The following is a 16,454-nucleotide window of genomic DNA, read 5'->3' as shown; positions in this document are numbered from 1 at the left end:
GCGGTCGGCGGGAGCCGTGCGGCAGGATCGACGCATGGACCTCACCATCTCGCGGGTCGCGTGGGACGACGACGACGCGATCTCCCTCCGCGCCGCCCAGCGCGCCGAGCTCGACCTCCGCTACGGCGGCGACACGGAGCCCGGCGCCAAGCCGACGGCCGCCGACATGGCCGCGTTCCTCGTCGCGCGCGACGCGGACGGGACGCCCGTCGGCTGCGGCGGGATCCGGCCGCTCGCCGACCGCGGCGACGGGACGCCGTGGGCGGAGCTGAAGCGCATGTACGTGGTGCCCGCCGTCCGCGGCACGGGCGTCGCGACGGCCGTCCTCCGCGCCCTCGAGGAGACCGCCCGCGAGCTCGGCGTGGTCGACCTGGTGCTGGAGACCGGCCCGGAGCAGCCCGACGCCATGCGGTTCTACGTCCGCGAGGGCTGGACCGAGATCCCCCGCTTCGGCGCCTACGCCGACTCCGAGGGCTCCCGCTGCTACGCGCTGACGCTCGCGTGATCGGCCGGCTCCGGCTCCTCGCGCTCTCCTCGCACCCGGGGCCGACGGCGACCGTCACGGTGCTCGCCGCGGTGCTCGCGATCGCGCTCGGCTACGGGCCCGGGCGCGTGGTCGCGGTGGCGCTGGCCGTGCTCCTCGGGCAGCTGTCCATCGGCCTCTCCAACGACTGGATCGACGCCGAGCGCGACCGCAGCGTCGCCCGCGCCGACAAGCCCGTCGCGCGCGGCGAGGTGACGGTCGGGCTGGTCCGGGCGGCGGCCCTCGTGACGGTGGCGGCGTGCGGCGTGGCGTCGGCCGCGCTCGGACCGGCGTTCCTCCTCGCGCACGGCGTGCTCGTGGGCGCGGGCTGGGCGTACAACGCCGGGCTGAAGCGGACCGCCGTGAGCGTCCTCCCCTTCGTCGTGGCCTTCGGGATCCTGCCGACGGTGGTCGCCTTGGGCGGCGTCGATCCGGTGCCCGCGGCCGCGTGGGCGATGGCGACCGGCGCGGTGCTCGGCGTCTCCATCCACTTCACCAACGTGCTGCCCGACCTCGAGGACGACGCTCGGACGGGCGTGCGGGGCCTGCCGCACCGGCTCGGGCGCGTGCCGTCGGGCCTCGTCGCGTTCGGGGCGCTCGCGCTCGGGGCGGTCGTCGTGGCCGTGGGCCCCGTGCTCGCGGATCCGGCGCGCGCGATCACGCCGGTCGCGGCCGCCGGGCTCGTCGTCACGCTGGGCATCGCCGCGTGGGGTGCCGTGCGCGTCGTCACGCGGCCGCCGGGGCGGCTGCTGTTCCAGCTGATCATGGCGGCGTCGTTGCTGCTCGTGGCGCAGATCGCGCTGAACGCGACCCGCCTCACCTGACCCGCGCGCCCGCGTCCCGGCCCATGGCGTAGACGGAGGCGAGCCCGGCAGCGGCGGGCGAGGCGAGCACCGTGCGGAGCCCCGCGTCGCGCACGAGGCGGGTGAGCCCCCGGACGGGACGCCCGAGCGCCGTGTTGATCTCCGACTGCACCGCCGCGCGTCGCGCGCTGGCCTTCCGGTCACGCTCCCAGCGGGCGAGGCGCACGGGATCCGGCGCGCCGCGGCGCGCGCGGACGGCGTCGACGAGGATCGGCGCGAGGGCGTCCGCGTCGAGCCAGCCGAGGTTCATCCCCTGCCCGCCGATGGGGCTGATCTCGTGGGCCGCGTCGCCGATCAGCACGCCTCGCCCGGCGACCATGCGCTTCGCGAGGCGACGGCGCACGCCGAAGCCGCTGACCGGATCCAGCTCCGCGGCCGACACGACGTGCCCGGTGCGCTCGCGCACCGCGCGGGCGAGGAGCGACGCCCGATCCCCGTCGTCCTCCCCCGCGCGGAGCCCCACGACGAAGCGCCGCAGGCCACCGGGCAGCGGGAAGGACTCGACGACGCCGTCCGGATGCAGGGTGACGACGGCGTCGTCGCCTCCGTCGGTGCGGTCGGGAGCGTCGCCCATCAGGAACCGGTCAGGCAGGGGGCGCTCGTCGACGCCGATCCCGAGGAGCCCGCGGACCCGGCCGCGCGTGCCGTCCGCGCCGACGACGAGGGACGCGGCGACCTCGACGCGCGCGCCGTCGGCGTCCCGCCCGCTCGCGCGGACGACCCCGCCCGGCGCACCGGCGGGATCCGCGTCGAGCCCGGTGAGCGTCACGCCGCGGCGGAGGGCGTCGGGGGCGAGGCCGGTCAGGCGCCTCGCGAGGATCTCCTCCGTGCGCCACTGCGGCAGCGCCGCGACGTACGGGTGCGTGGCCGAGACCCCGGCGAACGAGACGCGCCCGAGCTCGCCGCGGGGCCCCATCGCGATGCCCGTCCGGACGAGGACCGCCTCGGCGACCATCTCGTCCGCGACGCCCAGTCGGTCGAACGCGTCGAGCGACGGCGCGTGGATCCCGATCGCGCGCGACAGCAGGGCGGGCGCCGGCCGTGCCTCCCACACCCGCACGTCGAGACCAGCCTGCGCGAGGAGCGCCGCGAGGTGGATCCCGACGGGCCCACCGCCCACGACCAGCGCGTCGACGCGGGTCATCGGCCCGGGCGCCCGACGGGGTCAGCGCGGCCCGTGGACGGGTCGCGGACGACGAGCACGCGGAACGGCACGGCGCCCTCTACACGCCAGCCGGCGGGCACGCGGAGGGCGAGCTCCACGGGCGTCCAGCTGCGACGGATCGACCGGAGCCCGTCCACGTGCACGAACGAGCCGCGCGCGACGAGCCGGGAGGCCGGCCCGTAGAGGGCGTAGGCCAGGCGACCGCGCGCGATGTCGCCGTGGATCGCGCGCGGGGCGAGCGCCGCGGAGTCCGCCAGGAGCGCGTCGAACGCGGCGTCGTCGAGGTGGTGGAGCACGTGGTTGCTCGTCACGAGGTCGAAGCGGCGGCCCGCGGCGACGAGGTCCCCGCTCGACGACGCGAGGAACGCCACGTCGGGGTCGCGGGGTCGTGCGGACGCGAAGGCGGCGGCGCGCGGATCCGGGTCGATCCCCGTGACGGTGAGCCGCAGCCCGTCGCGCCGAGCCCACCGCGCGAGGGCGAGCGGCACGTCGCCGCCGCCCGACCCGATGTCGAGGAGCGTCGTCTCCCGCTGGGCGGACAGCAGCGGGCGGATCCGGGACCGGTAGACGCCGCGCCATCCGGCGACGACACGGTTCACCATCGCGAACCGCGCGTAGGTGCGGTCGAGGGCGACGGGATCGCAGTCCGGGTCGTCCATGAGCTCCGTGAGACCGGCGTCGCGCCGGGAGAGGTCCATCAGACGGTCCGGCGCGTCATGAGCGCCGTCTCGACGGTGAGGCCCGGGCCGAACGCCATCGCGCACACGCGCCCTGAGCCGGGCCCGGACGAGACGACGGGTGCGGCCTCAGCGAGGTCGGGTCGACCCGGCACATCCGCGGGAGGCGTCCGGTGCAGGATCCGCCGGAGCACGAACAGCACCGTCGCACTCGACATGTTCCCCACCTCCGCGAGCGTCGAGCGCGAGGCCTCGAGCTGTGCGGGCGCGAGCCCCAGCCGGCCCTCGACGCGGTCGAGGATGCTGCGGCCGCCCGGGTGGATGGCCCAGTCCTCGATCTCCGCGGGGGCGACGCCCTCGAGCGCCGGGAGCTGCGCCCACAGCGGCGCGAGCGCGCCCTCGATGTGCTCGTCGATGATCCTCGGCACGTAGCTCGACAGGACCATGTCGAAGCCCTGGTCGCCGATGGTCCACGCCATGTCGTCCTCGCCCACGGGCGTGAGGACGGTCTCGAACGCGTCGAGGTCGAGCACGGTGGATCCGGCCGGAGCCGGTCGCGCGGTGACCACGGCGGCCGCCGCGCCGTCCCCGAAGACGGACGACGCCACGATGGTGTCCGCGTCGTCCGACGAGTGCAGGTGCAGCGAGCAGAGCTCGACGCACACGACGAGGACGACGGCGCCAGGGTCGGCGGCGCAGAACTGCGCGGCCATGCGCAGCGCCGGGAACGCGCCGTAGCAGCCCATGAAGCCGAGGTGGAACCTCTGGGTGGACGCGCCGAGGCCGAGGCCGCGCACTACCTGGTAGTCGGGTCCGGGCGCGTAGAAGCCCGTGCAGGAGACGGTGACGACGTGCGTCACGTCGGAGGTCCCGATGCCTTCTGCCCCCTCGACCGCCTGCCGCGCCGCCTCGAGCAGCAGGGCGGGGGCCTCCCGGATGTACGTGTCGTTCCGCGCGCCGGTGCCGGGGGTGAGGATCCGCCCGCTCGCCCGGTCGTAGAACACCGGATCGCCGTCCCCGGCCTCGAGATCCGCGTCGGCGCCCGCCATGCCCGGCGCGGTGCCGAGCTCGCGGATCACCGTGTGCCGCGTGCGGATCCCCGACGCGTCGAAGGCCGCGGACACGAGCCTCGTCCCGAGCCGCCCGAGCTCGGGCTGGCTGCCGAAGAGGTCGCGCACGCCGTCCTGGGCGAGGACGGTCGGCGGCACGGCCGTGGCGATCGAGCGTATGGAGGCGATCAGCGTCGGCCGCCGGAGACGACGGCCGCGCCCACCGCGAGCACGACGGCGACGGCACCCGCGCCGATCGACGCGGCGACGGCCGGGTCCTTCTTCGTGAACGCGCGCGTGCGGCGCGCGACGTCCCGGCCGGTCGTGCGGACGCGCGTCGTGACGTCGTCGCGGATGGCGCGGGCGCGGGCCGAGGCGTCGGCCTTCAGCTCGGAGGCGCGGGCCGGCACGTCGAGCGCGGTCTCGAGCTCCCGCACGGTGCGCGCGAGCTCGTCGCGTCCTGCCTGGATGTCGCGCTTCAGCTCCTCGGGGCTGCGCTTGGGCGCGGGCGGGATGTTCGCGCCCTCGCCGTGCGGCGCCGACTCGGCGACCGCCCTGTGCTTGCGGACCTCGCGGGCGACCGTGGTCACCGCGCCGAGGACGCTGACCTCGCCGGTCGGGGACTTCTTCTTGGCCATGCGCGGGCTCCTGCCATCGGGGAAGTACTTGCGGTGGATCCATCATGCTCCGTCGTGCCCGGGCGGGCACCCACGGACGGCGGGAGGGGCCGGCGCTCGCGCGTCGACCCCTCCCGGGTGCCGGGCGTCGCCGCCCGGTCGGCGCCTCCTAGAAGAGGGCCTTCTCCTTCAGCCAGTCGGCGGCGATCGCGGCCGGCTCGGCCTTCTCGTCGCCCTGGTTGCGGCGGTTCATCTCGGTGAGGTCCTCGGTGGTCAGCGCGGCCGACACCTTGTCGAGGATCGCGGTGACGTCGGGGTTCATCTTCGCGGTGTTCACGAGCGGCACGACGTTCTGCGCCTTGATGAGGTTCTCGGGGTCCTCCAGCGTCACGAAGCCGTTGTCGAGGATCGACGGCGTGGTCGAGTAGATGTTCGCCATGTCGACCTGGCCGTCGAGCAGCGCCTTGACGGTGTTGGGGCCGCCCTGGTCCTCGATGGTGACGAGGCTCGCGTCGATGCCGTACGTGCCCGTGAGGCCGGGGATCCCGTACTCGCGCTCGCCCAGCACCGCGCCGCCGCCGACGCGGACGGCCTTGCCCTTGAGGTCGGAGAGGCTCGTGACGCCGTTGGTCTCCGAGTACTCCTTCGTGACGTTGTACGAGTCCTTGTCCTCGGCGGGCGACTCGTCGAGCACCTCGAACCCGTCCGGCAGAGCGTCGCCGAGAGCGGCGAACACGTCGTCGCTGGAGGTGGCGGTCGACTCGGTGTCGTAAGCGGCGAGCAGGTTGCCCGTGTACTCGGGGATGAGGTCGATGGACCCCTCCTCGAGCGCCTTGAGGTAGACCTCGCGCTCGCCGATCTGCAGGTTGCGCGTGACCTTCACGTCGTTGGCCTCGAGGGCCTGCGCGTAGACCTCGGCGAGGATGACGTTCTCGCCGAACGCGGCCGAGCCGACGGAGATGGTGTCGGTGGGGGCGGCCGATGCCGAGCCGCCCGAGGTGTCGAGGGGATCGCCGGACGAGCAGCCGGCGAGGGCCATCGCGGTGCCCAGCGCGACGGTGCCGACGAGGAGCCGGCGGATGATGCTGTGGGTCATGTGCTGTGTTCCTTTCAGGAGGTGGTGCTGACCGCGTGCCTCGACGAGGCGCGCGGTGAGTCGGGGGTGCGTCCGGAGGCGGCGACGACGCCGCGGGGGACGACGGCGCGCTGCACGATCGCGAAGACCGCGTCGACGACGAGCGCGAGCGCGGTCACGAGGATCGCCGATGCCAGGAGCAGGGGGAAGTTCCGCGTGGTCAAGCCCGTGAAGATGTCTCGACCGAGCCCGCCGAGCCCGAGGTAGGCACCGAGCGTGACCGTGCTGATGACCTGCAGGATCGCCGCGCGGAAGCCGCTGATCATGAGCGGCAGCGCGAGCGGGATCTCGACGCGACCCAGGATCTGCGTTTCCCTCATGCCCACGGAGCGTGCCGCGTCGATCGCGGACCGGTCGACCGCTTGGACGCCGGAGTACACGCCCGCCAGCAGGGGCGGGATCCCGAGGAGCGAGAAGGTCAGGATCGGGCCGGTCAGCCCGATGCCGAACAGGAGCCCGAGCAGGACCAGCACGCCGAGGGTGGGGAGCGCACGGAGGCCGCCGGAGAACGCGACGGCGACGTTGCGGCCCCGACCGGTGTGCCCGATGTACAGGCCGGCGGGGATGGCGATGACGGCGGCCACCCCCATGGCGAGGGCGGTGTAGCCCAGGTGCTCGAGCAAGCGCGTGCCGTATCCGGTGGGACCCGCCCAGCGCGAGGCGTCGAGAAGGAGGGCGAAGGCCTCCGCGAAGAGGTTCACGAGGCGCTCGCATCCGTGACCAGGGCGGCGCGGCGCGCAGAGCGCGTGCGCGCACGCAGGGATGGCTGGGTCGACCACGGCATGAGGATCCTCCCGGCCAGCAGGAGGACCAGGTCGAAGACGAGCGCGATGATCACGATGCCCGCGATCCCGGTGATGATCTCCGTGTAGAACTGGCGCCGGTATCCGCTCAGGATCATCGTGCCGAGGCTGAGGATCCCCGATAGCGAGCCCACGGTGACCATGCTGACCGTGCTGACGGAGACGACTCGGAGCCCGGCGAGGAGGACGGGACCCGCGAGCGGCAGCTCCACCCGCCAGAAGCGCGCCCACCCGGCGTAGCCCATCGCGGTCGCGGACTGCTTGACGTCCTCGGAGACCGACGCGAGCGCGTCCGAGGTGATGCGGATCATGAGCGCGACCGCGTACACGGTGAGCGCCACGACGACGTTGCGCGGGTCGAGGATGTTCGTGCCGATGATGGCGGGCATCGCCAGCAGGAGCGCGATGGACGGGATCGTGTAGAGGGCTCCGCCGACGGTGAGCAGGGCTCCGCGGGTGCGGCGGTAGCGGTTGGCGAGCCAGCCGAGCGGCAGGGAGATGACGAGCCCCAGCACGACGGGCGGCGCCGCGAGGGCGACGTGGGCGACGGCCAGGTCGAGCACCGTTCCGAAGTTGGCGATGACCCAGTTCACGCGGGTCCCGCACCCTGCGCCGGAGCACCGGGGGCGTGCGCGGCCCCCGCCTCGGTCGGAGCGGATGCGGATCGGGCGGCGGCGCGCCCCTCGTCGTCGAGCACGCCCACGAGCCGGCCGTCGCGGTCGACGAGCACCTGTCCCGTTGCGGTGTCCTCGACGTGCAGCGCGCGCTTGCCCTTGTCGGCGCCCACGAAGTCGCGGACGAAGTCGTTCGCCGGGTTCGAGAGGATCTCCTGCGGCGTACCCTGCTGCGCGATGCGGCCGCCCTTCTCGAGGATCACGACCTGGTCGCCGAGCAGGAACGCCTCGTCGATGTCGTGCGTCACGAAGACGACGGTCTTGTCGAGCTCGGTCCGCAGGCGGATCAGCTCCTGCTGGAGGTCGTCGCGCACGAGCGGGTCGACGGCGCCGAACGGCTCGTCCATGAGCAGGATGTTCGGATCCACCGCGAGCCCGCGGGCCACGCCGACGCGCTGCTGCTGGCCGCCGGAGAGCTGCGACGGGTAGCGGTCGGCCATCGAGCGGTCGAGGCCCACGGTGTCCATGAGCTTCAGGGCGCCCTCGCGCGCGGTGCGCTTGTCGACGCCGGTGAGGCGCGGCACGGTGGCGATGTTGTCGACGACCTTGCGGTGCGGCAGGAGGCCGGAGTTCTGCATCACGTAGCCGATGCTGCGGCGGAGCTTCACGGCGTCCTGGGTGGCGATGTCGGTGCCGTCGATCTCGATGCGGCCGGAGGTGGGCTCGACCATCCGGTTGATCATGCGCATGAGGGTCGTCTTGCCGCAGCCCGAGGATCCGACGAGGACCGTCGTGGTCTGCGAGGGGACGACGAGGCTGAAGTCCTCGATCGCGAGCGTGCCGTCCGGGTACTGCTTGCGGACGTGGTGGAACTCGATCATGGGTGGCTCATTCCTCGTAGGCACTACGAATCGACACTTGCCAGGCACACCAGCGAACCACGATCGCGGCGGAACGGACGCACCGGGTCGTCCCCTGTCGCCACTTCGTAACAAATCGATGCTTCCGTGGATAGCCCACGGATGCCGTGCGCGCGTCGGTCGGCGCCTGGCGCGTCGGCCAGGATGGAGGGCATGACGCGCATCCTCGCCAGGTCCTCGACCGCCGACGACCTGGTCGGGCTCCTCGACGTGGATCACGCGGGCGAGGCCGTGCCCGCGCCGTCCTGGCGCATCGAGCCGGCCCAGCGCGTGGCGGTCCTGGTCGACACGCTGCCGCGCCGCGCGGAGGGCGACACGGAGGAGCAGGTGCCCGTGCGGCGCCTCGAGTCCGCCAGGTGGGGCCTCGTCCTTGCGGGGTCGCCCGCACCGGACCAGGGCCCGCCGCTCGCCGAGGTCCCCGCCGAGCAGCTCGGCTCACGGCCGGAGCTCCTGCAGGCGCTCGTGTCCCGGCGCGCGGCGATCCCGGTGTCGGGCTACTACGAGCACCACGAGACCGACGACGGCCTGCGCACCCCCTACCTGGTCGGCGCGGGCGACGGCATCGTGCTGCTCGCGGCGCTGTACGGGTGGTGGCGGGATCCCGCGCGCGCCGCCGACGACCCGGCCCGCTGGGTGCTGACCTGCGCCGTCCTCACCCGGCCGGCGGCCGGCACCGTGGAGGCGCTCGCCGAGCGCATGCCCGTCGTGCTCTCCCCCGACGTGGTCGAGGAGTGGCTCGACCCCACTGCCGAGGGCTCCCCCGACCTGCTCCGGGCCGTCGCCGCGCAGGCGGAGGACGTGATCGAGCAGCTGGCGATGGACGAGGTCGGACCCGGCATCGACCAGGGCGCGCCCGACACGGCGGAGCTCGCCCGACCCGTGTGACGCCCGGCCGCGTCCCCTCGTCTGGTTGACTGTGCCCGTGGCCCCCTCCTCGAAGAAGAAGAAGCACGCGACCCGCACGCTCCTCGAGTCACCGGCCGCCGCACCGGTGCTGCACCGGGCGGCGCGCATCGAGGACCGCATCCACGAGATCCGCGAGGGCCGTGCCCGCAAGCGCGGGCTGAAGCCCACCGTCATCCCGTACGCCGGCTACGGATCCGTGCGCTGGGTCCGCGTCCTCTGCCGTGTCCTCCTCACCGACCCGAAGAGCAAGCGGGCTCTGGCCGGCGACAAGGTCGTCCGCGGCTGGCGGAGCTTCACGAGCGTCCCGCTCACCGACGTCGACGTCGTCGTCGAGATCGACGGGACCGAGCACCACGTGCGGGCGGACCGCGGCGGCGTCGTCGACCAGGTCGTCGAGGCGAGCCTGCGGAGCGGCTGGCACACCATCCGCATCCGCGCGCAGGGGTCCGAGACCGTCGAGGCGCCCGTCTTCATCGTGGGCGACGACGTGCGCACCGGGATCCTCAGCGACATCGACGACACCGTCATGGTCACCGCGCTCCCCCGGCCGTTCCTCGCCGCCTGGAACACCTTCGTGCTCGACGAGCACGCGCGCACGCCCACCCCCGGCATGGCCGTGCTCTACGAGCGCCTCCGCCTGCAGCACGAGGGCGCGCCCGTCCTCTACCTCTCCACGGGGGCGTGGAACGTCGCCCCGACGCTCACGCGGTTCCTCTCGCGGAACCTCTACCCGCCGGGACCGATCCTCCTCACCGACTGGGGCCCGACCGTCGACCGGTGGTTCCGCAGCGGCATGGAGCACAAGCGCAACAACCTGCAGCGCCTCGCGGCCGAGTTCCCGCACGTCAAGTGGATCCTCGCGGGCGACGACGGCCAGCACGACGAGCTGCTCTACGGCGAGTTCGCCGAGCGGCACCCCGACAACGTCGAGGTCGTCCTCATCCGGCAGCTCTCGGCGGGCGAGGCCGTGCTCGCGGGCGGACGGGCGAAGGCGGAGAAGCGCGCCCTCGACAGCTCGATCCCGTGGGTCTACGCGCCGGACGGGGCGAGCCTGCTCGCGCAGCTCGACGACCTCGGCCTCGCCGACGACTCGGGCACCCGGATCGGCACCTGACCCGGACGCCGACCGGCACGACGAAGGGCCCCGCGATCCGTCGCGGGGCCCTTCGTCGTCGTGCGGTGGATCAGACGGCGTCGGTGAGCGCCTGGAACTCGTCGTCGGTGAGCTCGATGCCCGCCGCGGCGATGTTGTCCTCGACGTGGCCGACCGACTTGGTGCCGGGGATCGGCAGCATGACGGGCGAGCGGCGCAGGAGCCAGGCGAGCGCGAGCTGCGAGGCGCGCGCGTCGTGCTGCTTCGCGAGGGCGTCGAGCGGGCCGCCGTCCTTCGCGAGCTCGCCGGTCGCGAGCGGGAACCACGGGATGAAGGCGAGGCCCTCGGCCTCGGCGTAGTCGAGCAGCGGCTCGGCGTCGCGCTTGGCGAGGTTGAAGAGGTTCTGCACGGAGACGATCTCGGCGATCTCCCGAGCGGCCTTCACATCGTCGACCTGCACCTCGGAGAGCCCGATGTGGCGGATCTTGCCCTCGGACTGCAGGTCCTTGAGCACGCCGATCTGGTCGGCGAGCGGCACGGCCGGGTCGATGCGGTGCAGCTGGTAGAGGTCGATGCGCTCGAGGCCGAGGTGGCGCAGGCTCAGCTCGGCCTGCTGGCGCAGGTACTCGGGGCGGCCGACGGGCCGCCAGTCGCCGGGGCCGGGGCGGGTGAGACCGCCCTTGGTCGCGATGACGACGTCGTCGGCGTACGGGTGGAGCGCCTCCTTGAGGAGCTCCTCGGCCACGAACGGGCCGTAGGAGTCGGCGGTGTCGAAGAACGTGACGCCGAGCTCGGCGGCGCGGCGGATGACGCGGACGGCCTCGGCGGGATCCTCGGGGGCGCCCCAGACGCCCTCGCCGGTCAGCTGCATGGTGCCGTAGCCGAGCCGGACGACGGGCAGGTCGCCGCCGATGGTGAACGTGCCGGATGCCTCGGCAGGACGGGTGGTGGTGTCGGTCATGTGGACCCTCCTCGGGTGTCGATGACGAGGGGGCGTCTGCCGCCCTCGGGACACCGGGGCCAACGCGGCGGACGGTGGATCCATGCCCGATGCGCGCGATCCGGACCCGACCCTCAGGCTCCGGTCGAGGGTGAGGTGGATCCGCCCGCTCCCCTCGTGGATGTCGGCGGGCGTTCCTACACTCGGATCAGACGTTCGAACATCCGTTCGAACGCGGGAGCGCGGCCGGCGCGACGGGCGAGAGGAGCGGCACCATGCGGATCGACGAGGACGTGGAGGTCGAGCTCTCGGCCGACGGATCGCCGCTGCGGTTCACCTGGCGGGACGTGGTCTACGGCGTCGTCAGCTCGCCCGAGCGGTGGATCGCGCGGGTCGACTGGTGGCAGCGCACGGGCCGCGCGCCCCGCGGTGCGAGCGCCCACCTGCTGGAGCTGTCGATGTGGCGCGTGGAGGCCGTGCCGCTCACCACGGGCGCGCGCCGGGTCGACGGCTCGTTCGACCTGAGCGTCGACGCGCGCGGCCGGTGGTCGCTCGTCACGGCGTCGGACGAGGAGCTCGACGTGCGCCTGTTCGCGTGAGGCCGCCCGTCCCCGTCCGCACGGGCTGCGGGGAATAGCCGGGGGCGCCTGCGCCTTCACCCCATCGGCGCCGCGCACGGCGCCCCGCACGCAGGTCACCCGGACCGCGGCGCACGGAGGGACCCCGCATGGCGGCACTCGAGTGGCTGTTCGACGCGCAGCTCCGCATCGGCGACCAGACCATCCTCTGGCGCGAGATCGTCGGCAACCTCTTCGGCCTCGCCAGCGCGCTCGGCGGCATGCGCCGGAAGGTCTGGGCGTGGCCCGTCGGCATCGTCGGCAACGTGCTCCTGTTCACCGTCTTCCTCGGCGCGGTCTTCGGCACGCCGAACCCCGTCAACCTGCTCGGCCAGGCCGGCCGTCAGGTCATGTTCATCGCCGTGTCGGTCTACGGCTGGTACCGCTGGCAGCAGGCCAGGCACGGTGGCGCGCCCGTCGTGCCGCAGTGGGCGTCGGGTCGCGAGCGGATCCTGCTCGTGGTCGCGCTCGTCGGCGGCACCGCGCTGCTCACCCCCGCCTTCCGCGCGCTCGGCTCCTACGAGCCCGTCTGGGCCGACGCCTGGATCTTCGTCGGCTCCCTCCTCGCCACCTACGGCATGGCCAAGGGCTGGGTCGAGTTCTGGCTGGTCTGGGTCGCCGTCGACCTCGTCGGCGTGCCGCTGCTGGTGAGCGCCGGCTACTACGCGTCCGCCTTCATGTACGTCTTCTACGGCGCGTTCACGCTCACGGGATTCTTCGTCTGGATGCGCGCCCGCGGCACCGACGCGCCCGCGGTCGAGACGGCCTTCCCGGATCCGCGGATCGCCGAGCGCCAGCCGTAGCCGGGGGCTGGCGGCTGGCGATCGAGCGGGTCAGCCCTGGCCGTTGGAGCAGGTGCTCTGCGCCGCGGTCTGGCCGGTGATGCTCGGGTCGAGCACCTCGGCCGTCGCGGTGGGCGGCGTGGTCGGTGCGGAGGCGTCGGTCGGCGGCGCGGTCGTGGGCGGCGTGGTCGCGCCCTCGGCCGGGACGCTGCCGGCCTCGTCGGTCGCGGCCGGCTGACCGAGCGAGAAGTCCGCGTCGGAGGCCAGCAGGCTCACGAGCTGCGCGGCCGCCGCCTCATCCGGCTGGACGCGCCCGTTCGCGAGGACCGTGCCCGGGTACTGCAGGAACACGACGTCGTCGAGCGGGATGTCCTTGAACGTGAGCGCGACCGAGACGAGCGTGTCGAGGTCGGCGAGCGACGTGGACAGCTGCATGTTGTCGACCACGGCCCGCGCGATGCCGTAGAGCTTCGCCGGGTTGGTCAGCGTGTCCGTGCTCTTGATGGTGCGCACGAGCGCGCTCAGGAACACCTGCTGGTTGCCGATGCGGGAGATGTCGCTGCCGTCGCCGACGCCGTAGCGCGTGCGGAGGAACTGCACGGCGTCCTTGCCCTGGAGCGTGTGCAGCCCGGGATCCAGCGACAGGTCGGTCTTCTTGTCGTAGATCCCGTTGGCCACGCACACCTCGACGCCGCCGACCGCGTTGGACATCTCGACCACGCCGTTGAACTGCACGACGCCGCCGTACGGGATGTCGAGCCCGGTGAGGCCCTCGACCATCCGCACGGTGCACTCGAACCCGCCGCGGGAGAGCGACTCGTTGAGCTGCGCGCGCGAGCTGGCGGCGTACTTCGTGCCGTCGGGGCCCTCGCACTCCGGGATGGGCACGAGCATGTCGCGGGGGAAGGAGATGACCGTCGCGCGGCTGCTGTCCTGGCTGATGTGCAGCAGCATCGTGACGTCGTTGAGGGTGGCCGTGCCCACGTCCTTCGCCGCGCCGTAGCCGTCGCCCTGGCCGGCGCGGCTGTCGCTGCCGACGATGAGGATGTTCGCGCCGCCGTCGATGCCGCCGAGCGAGGGCGGGAGCGTCTGGCCGCCCGAGATGTCGACCGTGTTGTCGGCGACGGTGCGGGAGAGGTCCCAGGCGGCGATGCCCACGACCGAGAGCGTGCTCACGAGGGCGACCGCCACTGTCATGCCGATGCCCCTCATCACGGTGCGTCCCGCGCTCGGGGTGCGCAGGCGGCCGTGGCGGGCGATGCCGCGGACGCGGGCCCGGTCGGCGCGGGTCCTCTGGGGTGCGTGCTGCATGGGTGGATCTCTCGTCGCCGGGCGGGGAGGGTCGGGCGCGGGGACCCGGATCCTCCACAGGCTAGCCGAGGCCGGTGGAGAGTCCCCTCGGCGCGCGGGCCCGATGCGCTACGCCCCCGTGCGCTCCTCGCGGCGCAGGTGGGCGTCGAGGAACGCGTCGATCCGGCGCCAGGCGTCCGCCGCGGAGGCGGGGTCCGGGCCCATGCCCACCGCGCGTAGCACCGGGCGGAGCGGCCGGGGACCCGTCTCCGCGTCGTTGAGGAAGGAGTGCCCGGCGGCGGCGTACTCCCGCACGTCGTGATCGATGCCGTGCGCCACGAGCGCGGCCTCGAGGCGGTCGGCGGATCCCGCGAGCTGCCGGTCGCGGCCGCCGTAGCTCGCGACGATCGGGCACGCGCCGTCCAGCACCCCGTCGAGGTCCTCCGGGAGCATCCCGTAGTTCACGCTCGACGCGTCGAAGCCGCGGGAGGCGGCCGCGAGGGCGAACCCGCCGCCCATGCAGAAGCCGATGACGCCGACGCGGCCCGTGCAGTCGGCGCGGGCGAGGAGCGCGCGGCGGGCGGACTCGACGTCGACGAACGCCCGGCCCTCCCCCGCCGCGAGCGTGCGGAAGGTCGCGACCAGGCAGCGGCGCGCGCCGCCGGCGGAGAAGAGGTCGGGCATGAGCGCCAGGAAGCCGGCCTCGGCGAGGCGCTCGGCCTGGCGACGCATGACGTCGGTGACGCCGAAGGCCTCGTGCACCACCACGACCGCGGGCCACGGCCCCTCGCCGTCGGGCACCGCCAGCACGCCGTGCAGCCCGGGCGACGCATCCGGCGAGGCCGCGGGCAGGGGGATCTCGGTGAGGGTCACGGGCATGCCATCACGCTAGGACGCGGCGAGGGCGCCGCCGCCGGGAGGCGACGACGCCCAGGGAGCCGTCATGCGGGCCCGCCATGCGCGGGCGGGAGCACCGCGCGGTCAGCGCCAGGCGGTCGGCCCCGCGGATCCGGCGCGGTACTCGGCCATCGGCACGCGGTCGCCCTTCCAGGCGCGCATTACCGGCGCGACGATGCGCCAGCAGCGCTCGGCCACGTCGCCGCGGACCGAGAGGCGCGGGTCGCCCGCGAGGATCCCGTCGAGCACCTCGCCGTACGGCGTGAGCTCGGGCTCCGCGAACTCCGCGCGGAACGTGGACTGCGTGAGCGTGAAGGGCTCGCCCGTGCCGTCCATCGTGACCTCCAGCGAGATGCCGTCGGGCTTGAGGTCGATGATGAGCCGGTCCGGCCGCGCGGAGCCGTGCAGCCCCCGCGGCAGGTGCGCCACGGGCTTGAAGGTGACGACGATGCGCTTGGACGCCTCCTTGAGGGCCTTGCCCGAGCGCAGCCGGAACGGGACGCCCGCCCAGCGCGCGTTCGCGACGCCGAAGGTGACCTCGGCGAGCGTCTCCGTCTCGTTGGCCGGGTCCACCCCCTCCTCCTTCGCGTACGCGGGGATGCGCGTGCCGTCCACCGTGGCGCCGGTGTAGCGCGCCCGGCGGCTGTGGGCGATGGGGTCGTTGTCCCAGACCTCGGTGGCCCGGAGGACCGAGGCGATGTTCGAACGGAGGTCGTCCGGGTCGATGCTCGCGGGCGGCTCCATCGCGAACACCGCGAGCACCTGCAGCAGGTGGCTCTGGATCATGTCCACGAGAGCGCCCGACTTGTCGTAGTAGGCGGCGCGGCCCTCGAGCGCCAGCGTCTCGTCGTAGAGGATCTCGACCTTCTCGATGTCCTTCGCGCTCCACACCGACTCGAAGAAGCGGTTGGCGAAGCGCAGCGACACGAGGTTGAGCACCGTGGAGAGGCCGAGGAAGTGGTCGGTGCGGTGGATGCGGTCCTCCGGCACGAGCTTCAGCAGCTGGCGGTTGAGCTGCGCGGCCGTGCGGCTGTTCGACCCGAACGGCTTCTCGAGCGCCAACGTGGTGCCCTCCGGCAGGTCGAGCTGCTCGAGCTTCTCGCAGACCGCGATGGAGATGGCCGGCGGCAGCGCGAAGTAGAGGGCCGGCGCGCCCTCGCACGCGTCGAGGATGCGCTTGAGGTCGTCGAGGTCGGTGGGGTCGGCCTGGATGTACTTCGTCGACGAGACGATGCCCGCCGCGCGGCGACCCTTCGCGTCGACCGAGTCGAACGCGGTGCGGACCGTCTTCGTCCACTCCGCAGCGCTCCGCTCGCTCCGGCCGGTGCCGATGAGCTGGATCCGCCGCCCCCGATCGCTCGCCACGAGGCTGCCGAGACCCGGCAGGAGGAGGCGTTCCGTGAGGTCGCCGCTGGCGCCGAGGATGACGAGGGTGGAGGGTTCGCTGGTCATCCTCCGAGACTACGGGTCGCGGCTGCCGGGCAGCCGACCTACACTGGGCGAGTCGAACATCCGTTCGAACATCGCGCCCGGGGAGGACGCGGGCGGACATCGAGGGAGGCG

Annotated in this window: 19 protein-coding genes; 6 read left to right on the top strand and 13 right to left on the bottom strand. The window is 73.6% G+C overall.

The window, feature by feature from the left end; translation table 11 throughout:
• Positions 1-34: 34 nt before the first annotated feature.
• Positions 35-505: a GNAT family N-acetyltransferase gene (locus FGD68_RS10075; protein WP_237609415.1), complete on the top strand. Its 471-nt coding sequence runs from the start codon at positions 35-37 to the stop codon at positions 503-505.
• The gene (locus tag FGD68_RS10070) at positions 502-1,347 is read left to right on the top strand and encodes a UbiA family prenyltransferase (protein WP_237609414.1); all 846 of its coding nucleotides are present in this window, start codon (positions 502-504) and stop codon (positions 1,345-1,347) included. Before FGD68_RS10075 ends, FGD68_RS10070 begins: the two co-directional genes overlap by 4 nt.
• Here FGD68_RS10070 and FGD68_RS10065 read toward each other — a convergent pair.
• The 9 genes from FGD68_RS10065 to FGD68_RS10025 all read right to left on the bottom strand — a co-directional run bounded on the left by FGD68_RS10065 (position 1,340) and on the right by FGD68_RS10025 (position 8,521).
• On the bottom strand, positions 1,340-2,530 hold the full coding sequence (locus tag FGD68_RS10065) for an FAD-dependent oxidoreductase (RefSeq protein ID WP_237609413.1): 1,191 nt from the start codon (positions 2,528-2,530) through the stop codon (positions 1,340-1,342). The two genes, FGD68_RS10070 and FGD68_RS10065, sit on opposite strands and share 8 nt — an antisense overlap.
• Complete coding sequence (locus FGD68_RS10060) at positions 2,527-3,249, bottom strand: class I SAM-dependent methyltransferase (protein WP_104236805.1); 723 nt, start codon at positions 3,247-3,249, stop codon at positions 2,527-2,529. The genes FGD68_RS10065 and FGD68_RS10060 overlap by 4 nt, the downstream gene beginning before the upstream one ends.
• A complete protein-coding gene (locus FGD68_RS10055) occupies positions 3,249-4,436 on the bottom strand; it encodes a type III polyketide synthase (RefSeq protein ID WP_237609412.1) in 1,188 nt (395 codons plus the stop codon). The genes FGD68_RS10060 and FGD68_RS10055 overlap by 1 nt, the downstream gene beginning before the upstream one ends.
• A 29-nt stretch (positions 4,437-4,465) precedes the next feature.
• Positions 4,466-4,915, bottom strand: coding sequence for a DUF3618 domain-containing protein (locus FGD68_RS10050; protein WP_237609411.1), 450 nt, complete (start codon positions 4,913-4,915; stop codon positions 4,466-4,468).
• 148 nt (positions 4,916-5,063) lie between these two features.
• A complete protein-coding gene (locus FGD68_RS10045) occupies positions 5,064-5,990 on the bottom strand; it encodes an ABC transporter substrate-binding protein (protein WP_119372540.1) in 927 nt (308 codons plus the stop codon).
• 14 nt (positions 5,991-6,004) lie between these two features.
• The gene (locus tag FGD68_RS10040) at positions 6,005-6,730 is read right to left on the bottom strand and encodes an ABC transporter permease (protein WP_104236808.1); all 726 of its coding nucleotides are present in this window, start codon (positions 6,728-6,730) and stop codon (positions 6,005-6,007) included.
• Positions 6,727-7,425, bottom strand: coding sequence for an ABC transporter permease (locus FGD68_RS10035; protein WP_119372541.1), 699 nt, complete (start codon positions 7,423-7,425; stop codon positions 6,727-6,729). The genes FGD68_RS10040 and FGD68_RS10035 overlap by 4 nt, the downstream gene beginning before the upstream one ends.
• The gene (locus FGD68_RS10030) at positions 7,422-8,327 is read right to left on the bottom strand and encodes an ABC transporter ATP-binding protein (protein WP_119372542.1); all 906 of its coding nucleotides are present in this window, start codon (positions 8,325-8,327) and stop codon (positions 7,422-7,424) included. The genes FGD68_RS10035 and FGD68_RS10030 overlap by 4 nt, the downstream gene beginning before the upstream one ends.
• A gap of 23 nt (positions 8,328-8,350) precedes the next feature.
• Positions 8,351-8,521 carry a hypothetical protein gene (locus tag FGD68_RS10025; protein WP_237609410.1) on the bottom strand — a complete coding sequence of 57 codons (171 nt, stop codon included), beginning with the start codon at positions 8,519-8,521 and terminating at the stop codon, positions 8,351-8,353.
• Here FGD68_RS10025 and FGD68_RS10020 point away from each other — a divergent pair.
• Complete coding sequence (locus FGD68_RS10020) at positions 8,520-9,251, top strand: SOS response-associated peptidase (protein WP_119372543.1); 732 nt, start codon at positions 8,520-8,522, stop codon at positions 9,249-9,251. The genes FGD68_RS10025 and FGD68_RS10020 overlap by 2 nt on opposite strands.
• Positions 9,252-9,288: 37 nt before the next feature.
• Positions 9,289-10,386, top strand: a complete 1,098-nt coding sequence (locus FGD68_RS10015) for an App1 family protein (protein ID WP_237609409.1) — start codon at positions 9,289-9,291, stop codon at positions 10,384-10,386.
• A gap of 70 nt (positions 10,387-10,456) precedes the next feature.
• Here the strand turns inward: FGD68_RS10015 and FGD68_RS10010 are convergent, their stop codons facing one another.
• Positions 10,457-11,326: an aldo/keto reductase gene (locus tag FGD68_RS10010; RefSeq protein WP_119372544.1), complete on the bottom strand. Its 870-nt coding sequence runs from the start codon at positions 11,324-11,326 to the stop codon at positions 10,457-10,459.
• Positions 11,327-11,580: 254 nt separating this feature from the next.
• On the opposite strand from FGD68_RS10010, the gene FGD68_RS10005 reads away from it, so the two are divergent.
• Positions 11,581-11,904 carry a DUF6504 family protein gene (locus FGD68_RS10005; RefSeq protein WP_104236813.1) on the top strand — a complete coding sequence of 108 codons (324 nt, stop codon included), beginning with the start codon at positions 11,581-11,583 and terminating at the stop codon, positions 11,902-11,904.
• Positions 11,905-12,032: 128 nt separating this feature from the next.
• Positions 12,033-12,725: a nicotinamide riboside transporter PnuC gene (gene pnuC, locus FGD68_RS10000; protein WP_119372545.1), complete on the top strand. Its 693-nt coding sequence runs from the start codon at positions 12,033-12,035 to the stop codon at positions 12,723-12,725.
• 30 nt (positions 12,726-12,755) lie between these two features.
• Here the strand turns inward: pnuC and FGD68_RS09995 are convergent, their stop codons facing one another.
• The 3 genes from FGD68_RS09995 to FGD68_RS09985 form a co-directional block, all read right to left on the bottom strand.
• Entirely contained in the window at positions 12,756-14,015 is a 1,260-nt protein-coding gene (locus FGD68_RS09995) for an LCP family protein (RefSeq protein WP_119372546.1), read from the bottom strand.
• Between the two features lie 108 nt (positions 14,016-14,123).
• Entirely contained in the window at positions 14,124-14,873 is a 750-nt protein-coding gene (locus tag FGD68_RS09990) for a dienelactone hydrolase family protein (protein ID WP_119372547.1), read from the bottom strand.
• 102 nt (positions 14,874-14,975) lie between these two features.
• Positions 14,976-16,343 carry a glucose-6-phosphate dehydrogenase gene (locus tag FGD68_RS09985; protein WP_104236817.1) on the bottom strand — a complete coding sequence of 456 codons (1,368 nt, stop codon included), beginning with the start codon at positions 16,341-16,343 and terminating at the stop codon, positions 14,976-14,978.
• Positions 16,344-16,454 lie beyond the last annotated feature (111 nt).

Origin of the sequence: Clavibacter californiensis, from assembly GCF_021952865.1 — a bacterium.
Classification (GTDB): domain Bacteria; phylum Actinomycetota; class Actinomycetes; order Actinomycetales; family Microbacteriaceae; genus Clavibacter; species Clavibacter californiensis.
The sequence above is the reverse complement of the archived record's forward strand: the minus strand, read 5'-3'. Positions and strand labels throughout refer to the sequence as shown.

Coding starts and splice junctions, on each gene's coding strand:
- FGD68_RS10075 (WP_237609415.1), top strand. CDS start 35: ATGGACCTCACCATCTCGCGGGTCGCGTGGGACGACGACGACGCGATC.
- FGD68_RS10065 (WP_237609413.1), bottom strand. CDS start 2,530: ATGACCCGCGTCGACGCGCTGGTCGTGGGCGGTGGGCCCGTCGGGATC.
- FGD68_RS10060 (WP_104236805.1), bottom strand. CDS start 3,249: ATGGACCTCTCCCGGCGCGACGCCGGTCTCACGGAGCTCATGGACGAC.
- FGD68_RS10050 (WP_237609411.1), bottom strand. CDS start 4,915: ATGGCCAAGAAGAAGTCCCCGACCGGCGAGGTCAGCGTCCTCGGCGCG.
- FGD68_RS10045 (WP_119372540.1), bottom strand. CDS start 5,990: ATGACCCACAGCATCATCCGCCGGCTCCTCGTCGGCACCGTCGCGCTG.
- FGD68_RS10030 (WP_119372542.1), bottom strand. CDS start 8,327: ATGATCGAGTTCCACCACGTCCGCAAGCAGTACCCGGACGGCACGCTC.
- FGD68_RS10020 (WP_119372543.1), top strand. CDS start 8,520: ATGACGCGCATCCTCGCCAGGTCCTCGACCGCCGACGACCTGGTCGGG.
- FGD68_RS10025 (WP_237609410.1), bottom strand. CDS start 8,521: ATGCCCTCCATCCTGGCCGACGCGCCAGGCGCCGACCGACGCGCGCAC.
- FGD68_RS10010 (WP_119372544.1), bottom strand. CDS start 11,326: ATGACCGACACCACCACCCGTCCTGCCGAGGCATCCGGCACGTTCACC.
- FGD68_RS10005 (WP_104236813.1), top strand. CDS start 11,581: ATGCGGATCGACGAGGACGTGGAGGTCGAGCTCTCGGCCGACGGATCG.
- pnuC (WP_119372545.1), top strand. CDS start 12,033: ATGGCGGCACTCGAGTGGCTGTTCGACGCGCAGCTCCGCATCGGCGAC.
- FGD68_RS09995 (WP_119372546.1), bottom strand. CDS start 14,015: ATGCAGCACGCACCCCAGAGGACCCGCGCCGACCGGGCCCGCGTCCGC.
- FGD68_RS09990 (WP_119372547.1), bottom strand. CDS start 14,873: ATGCCCGTGACCCTCACCGAGATCCCCCTGCCCGCGGCCTCGCCGGAT.
- FGD68_RS09985 (WP_104236817.1), bottom strand. CDS start 16,343: ATGACCAGCGAACCCTCCACCCTCGTCATCCTCGGCGCCAGCGGCGAC.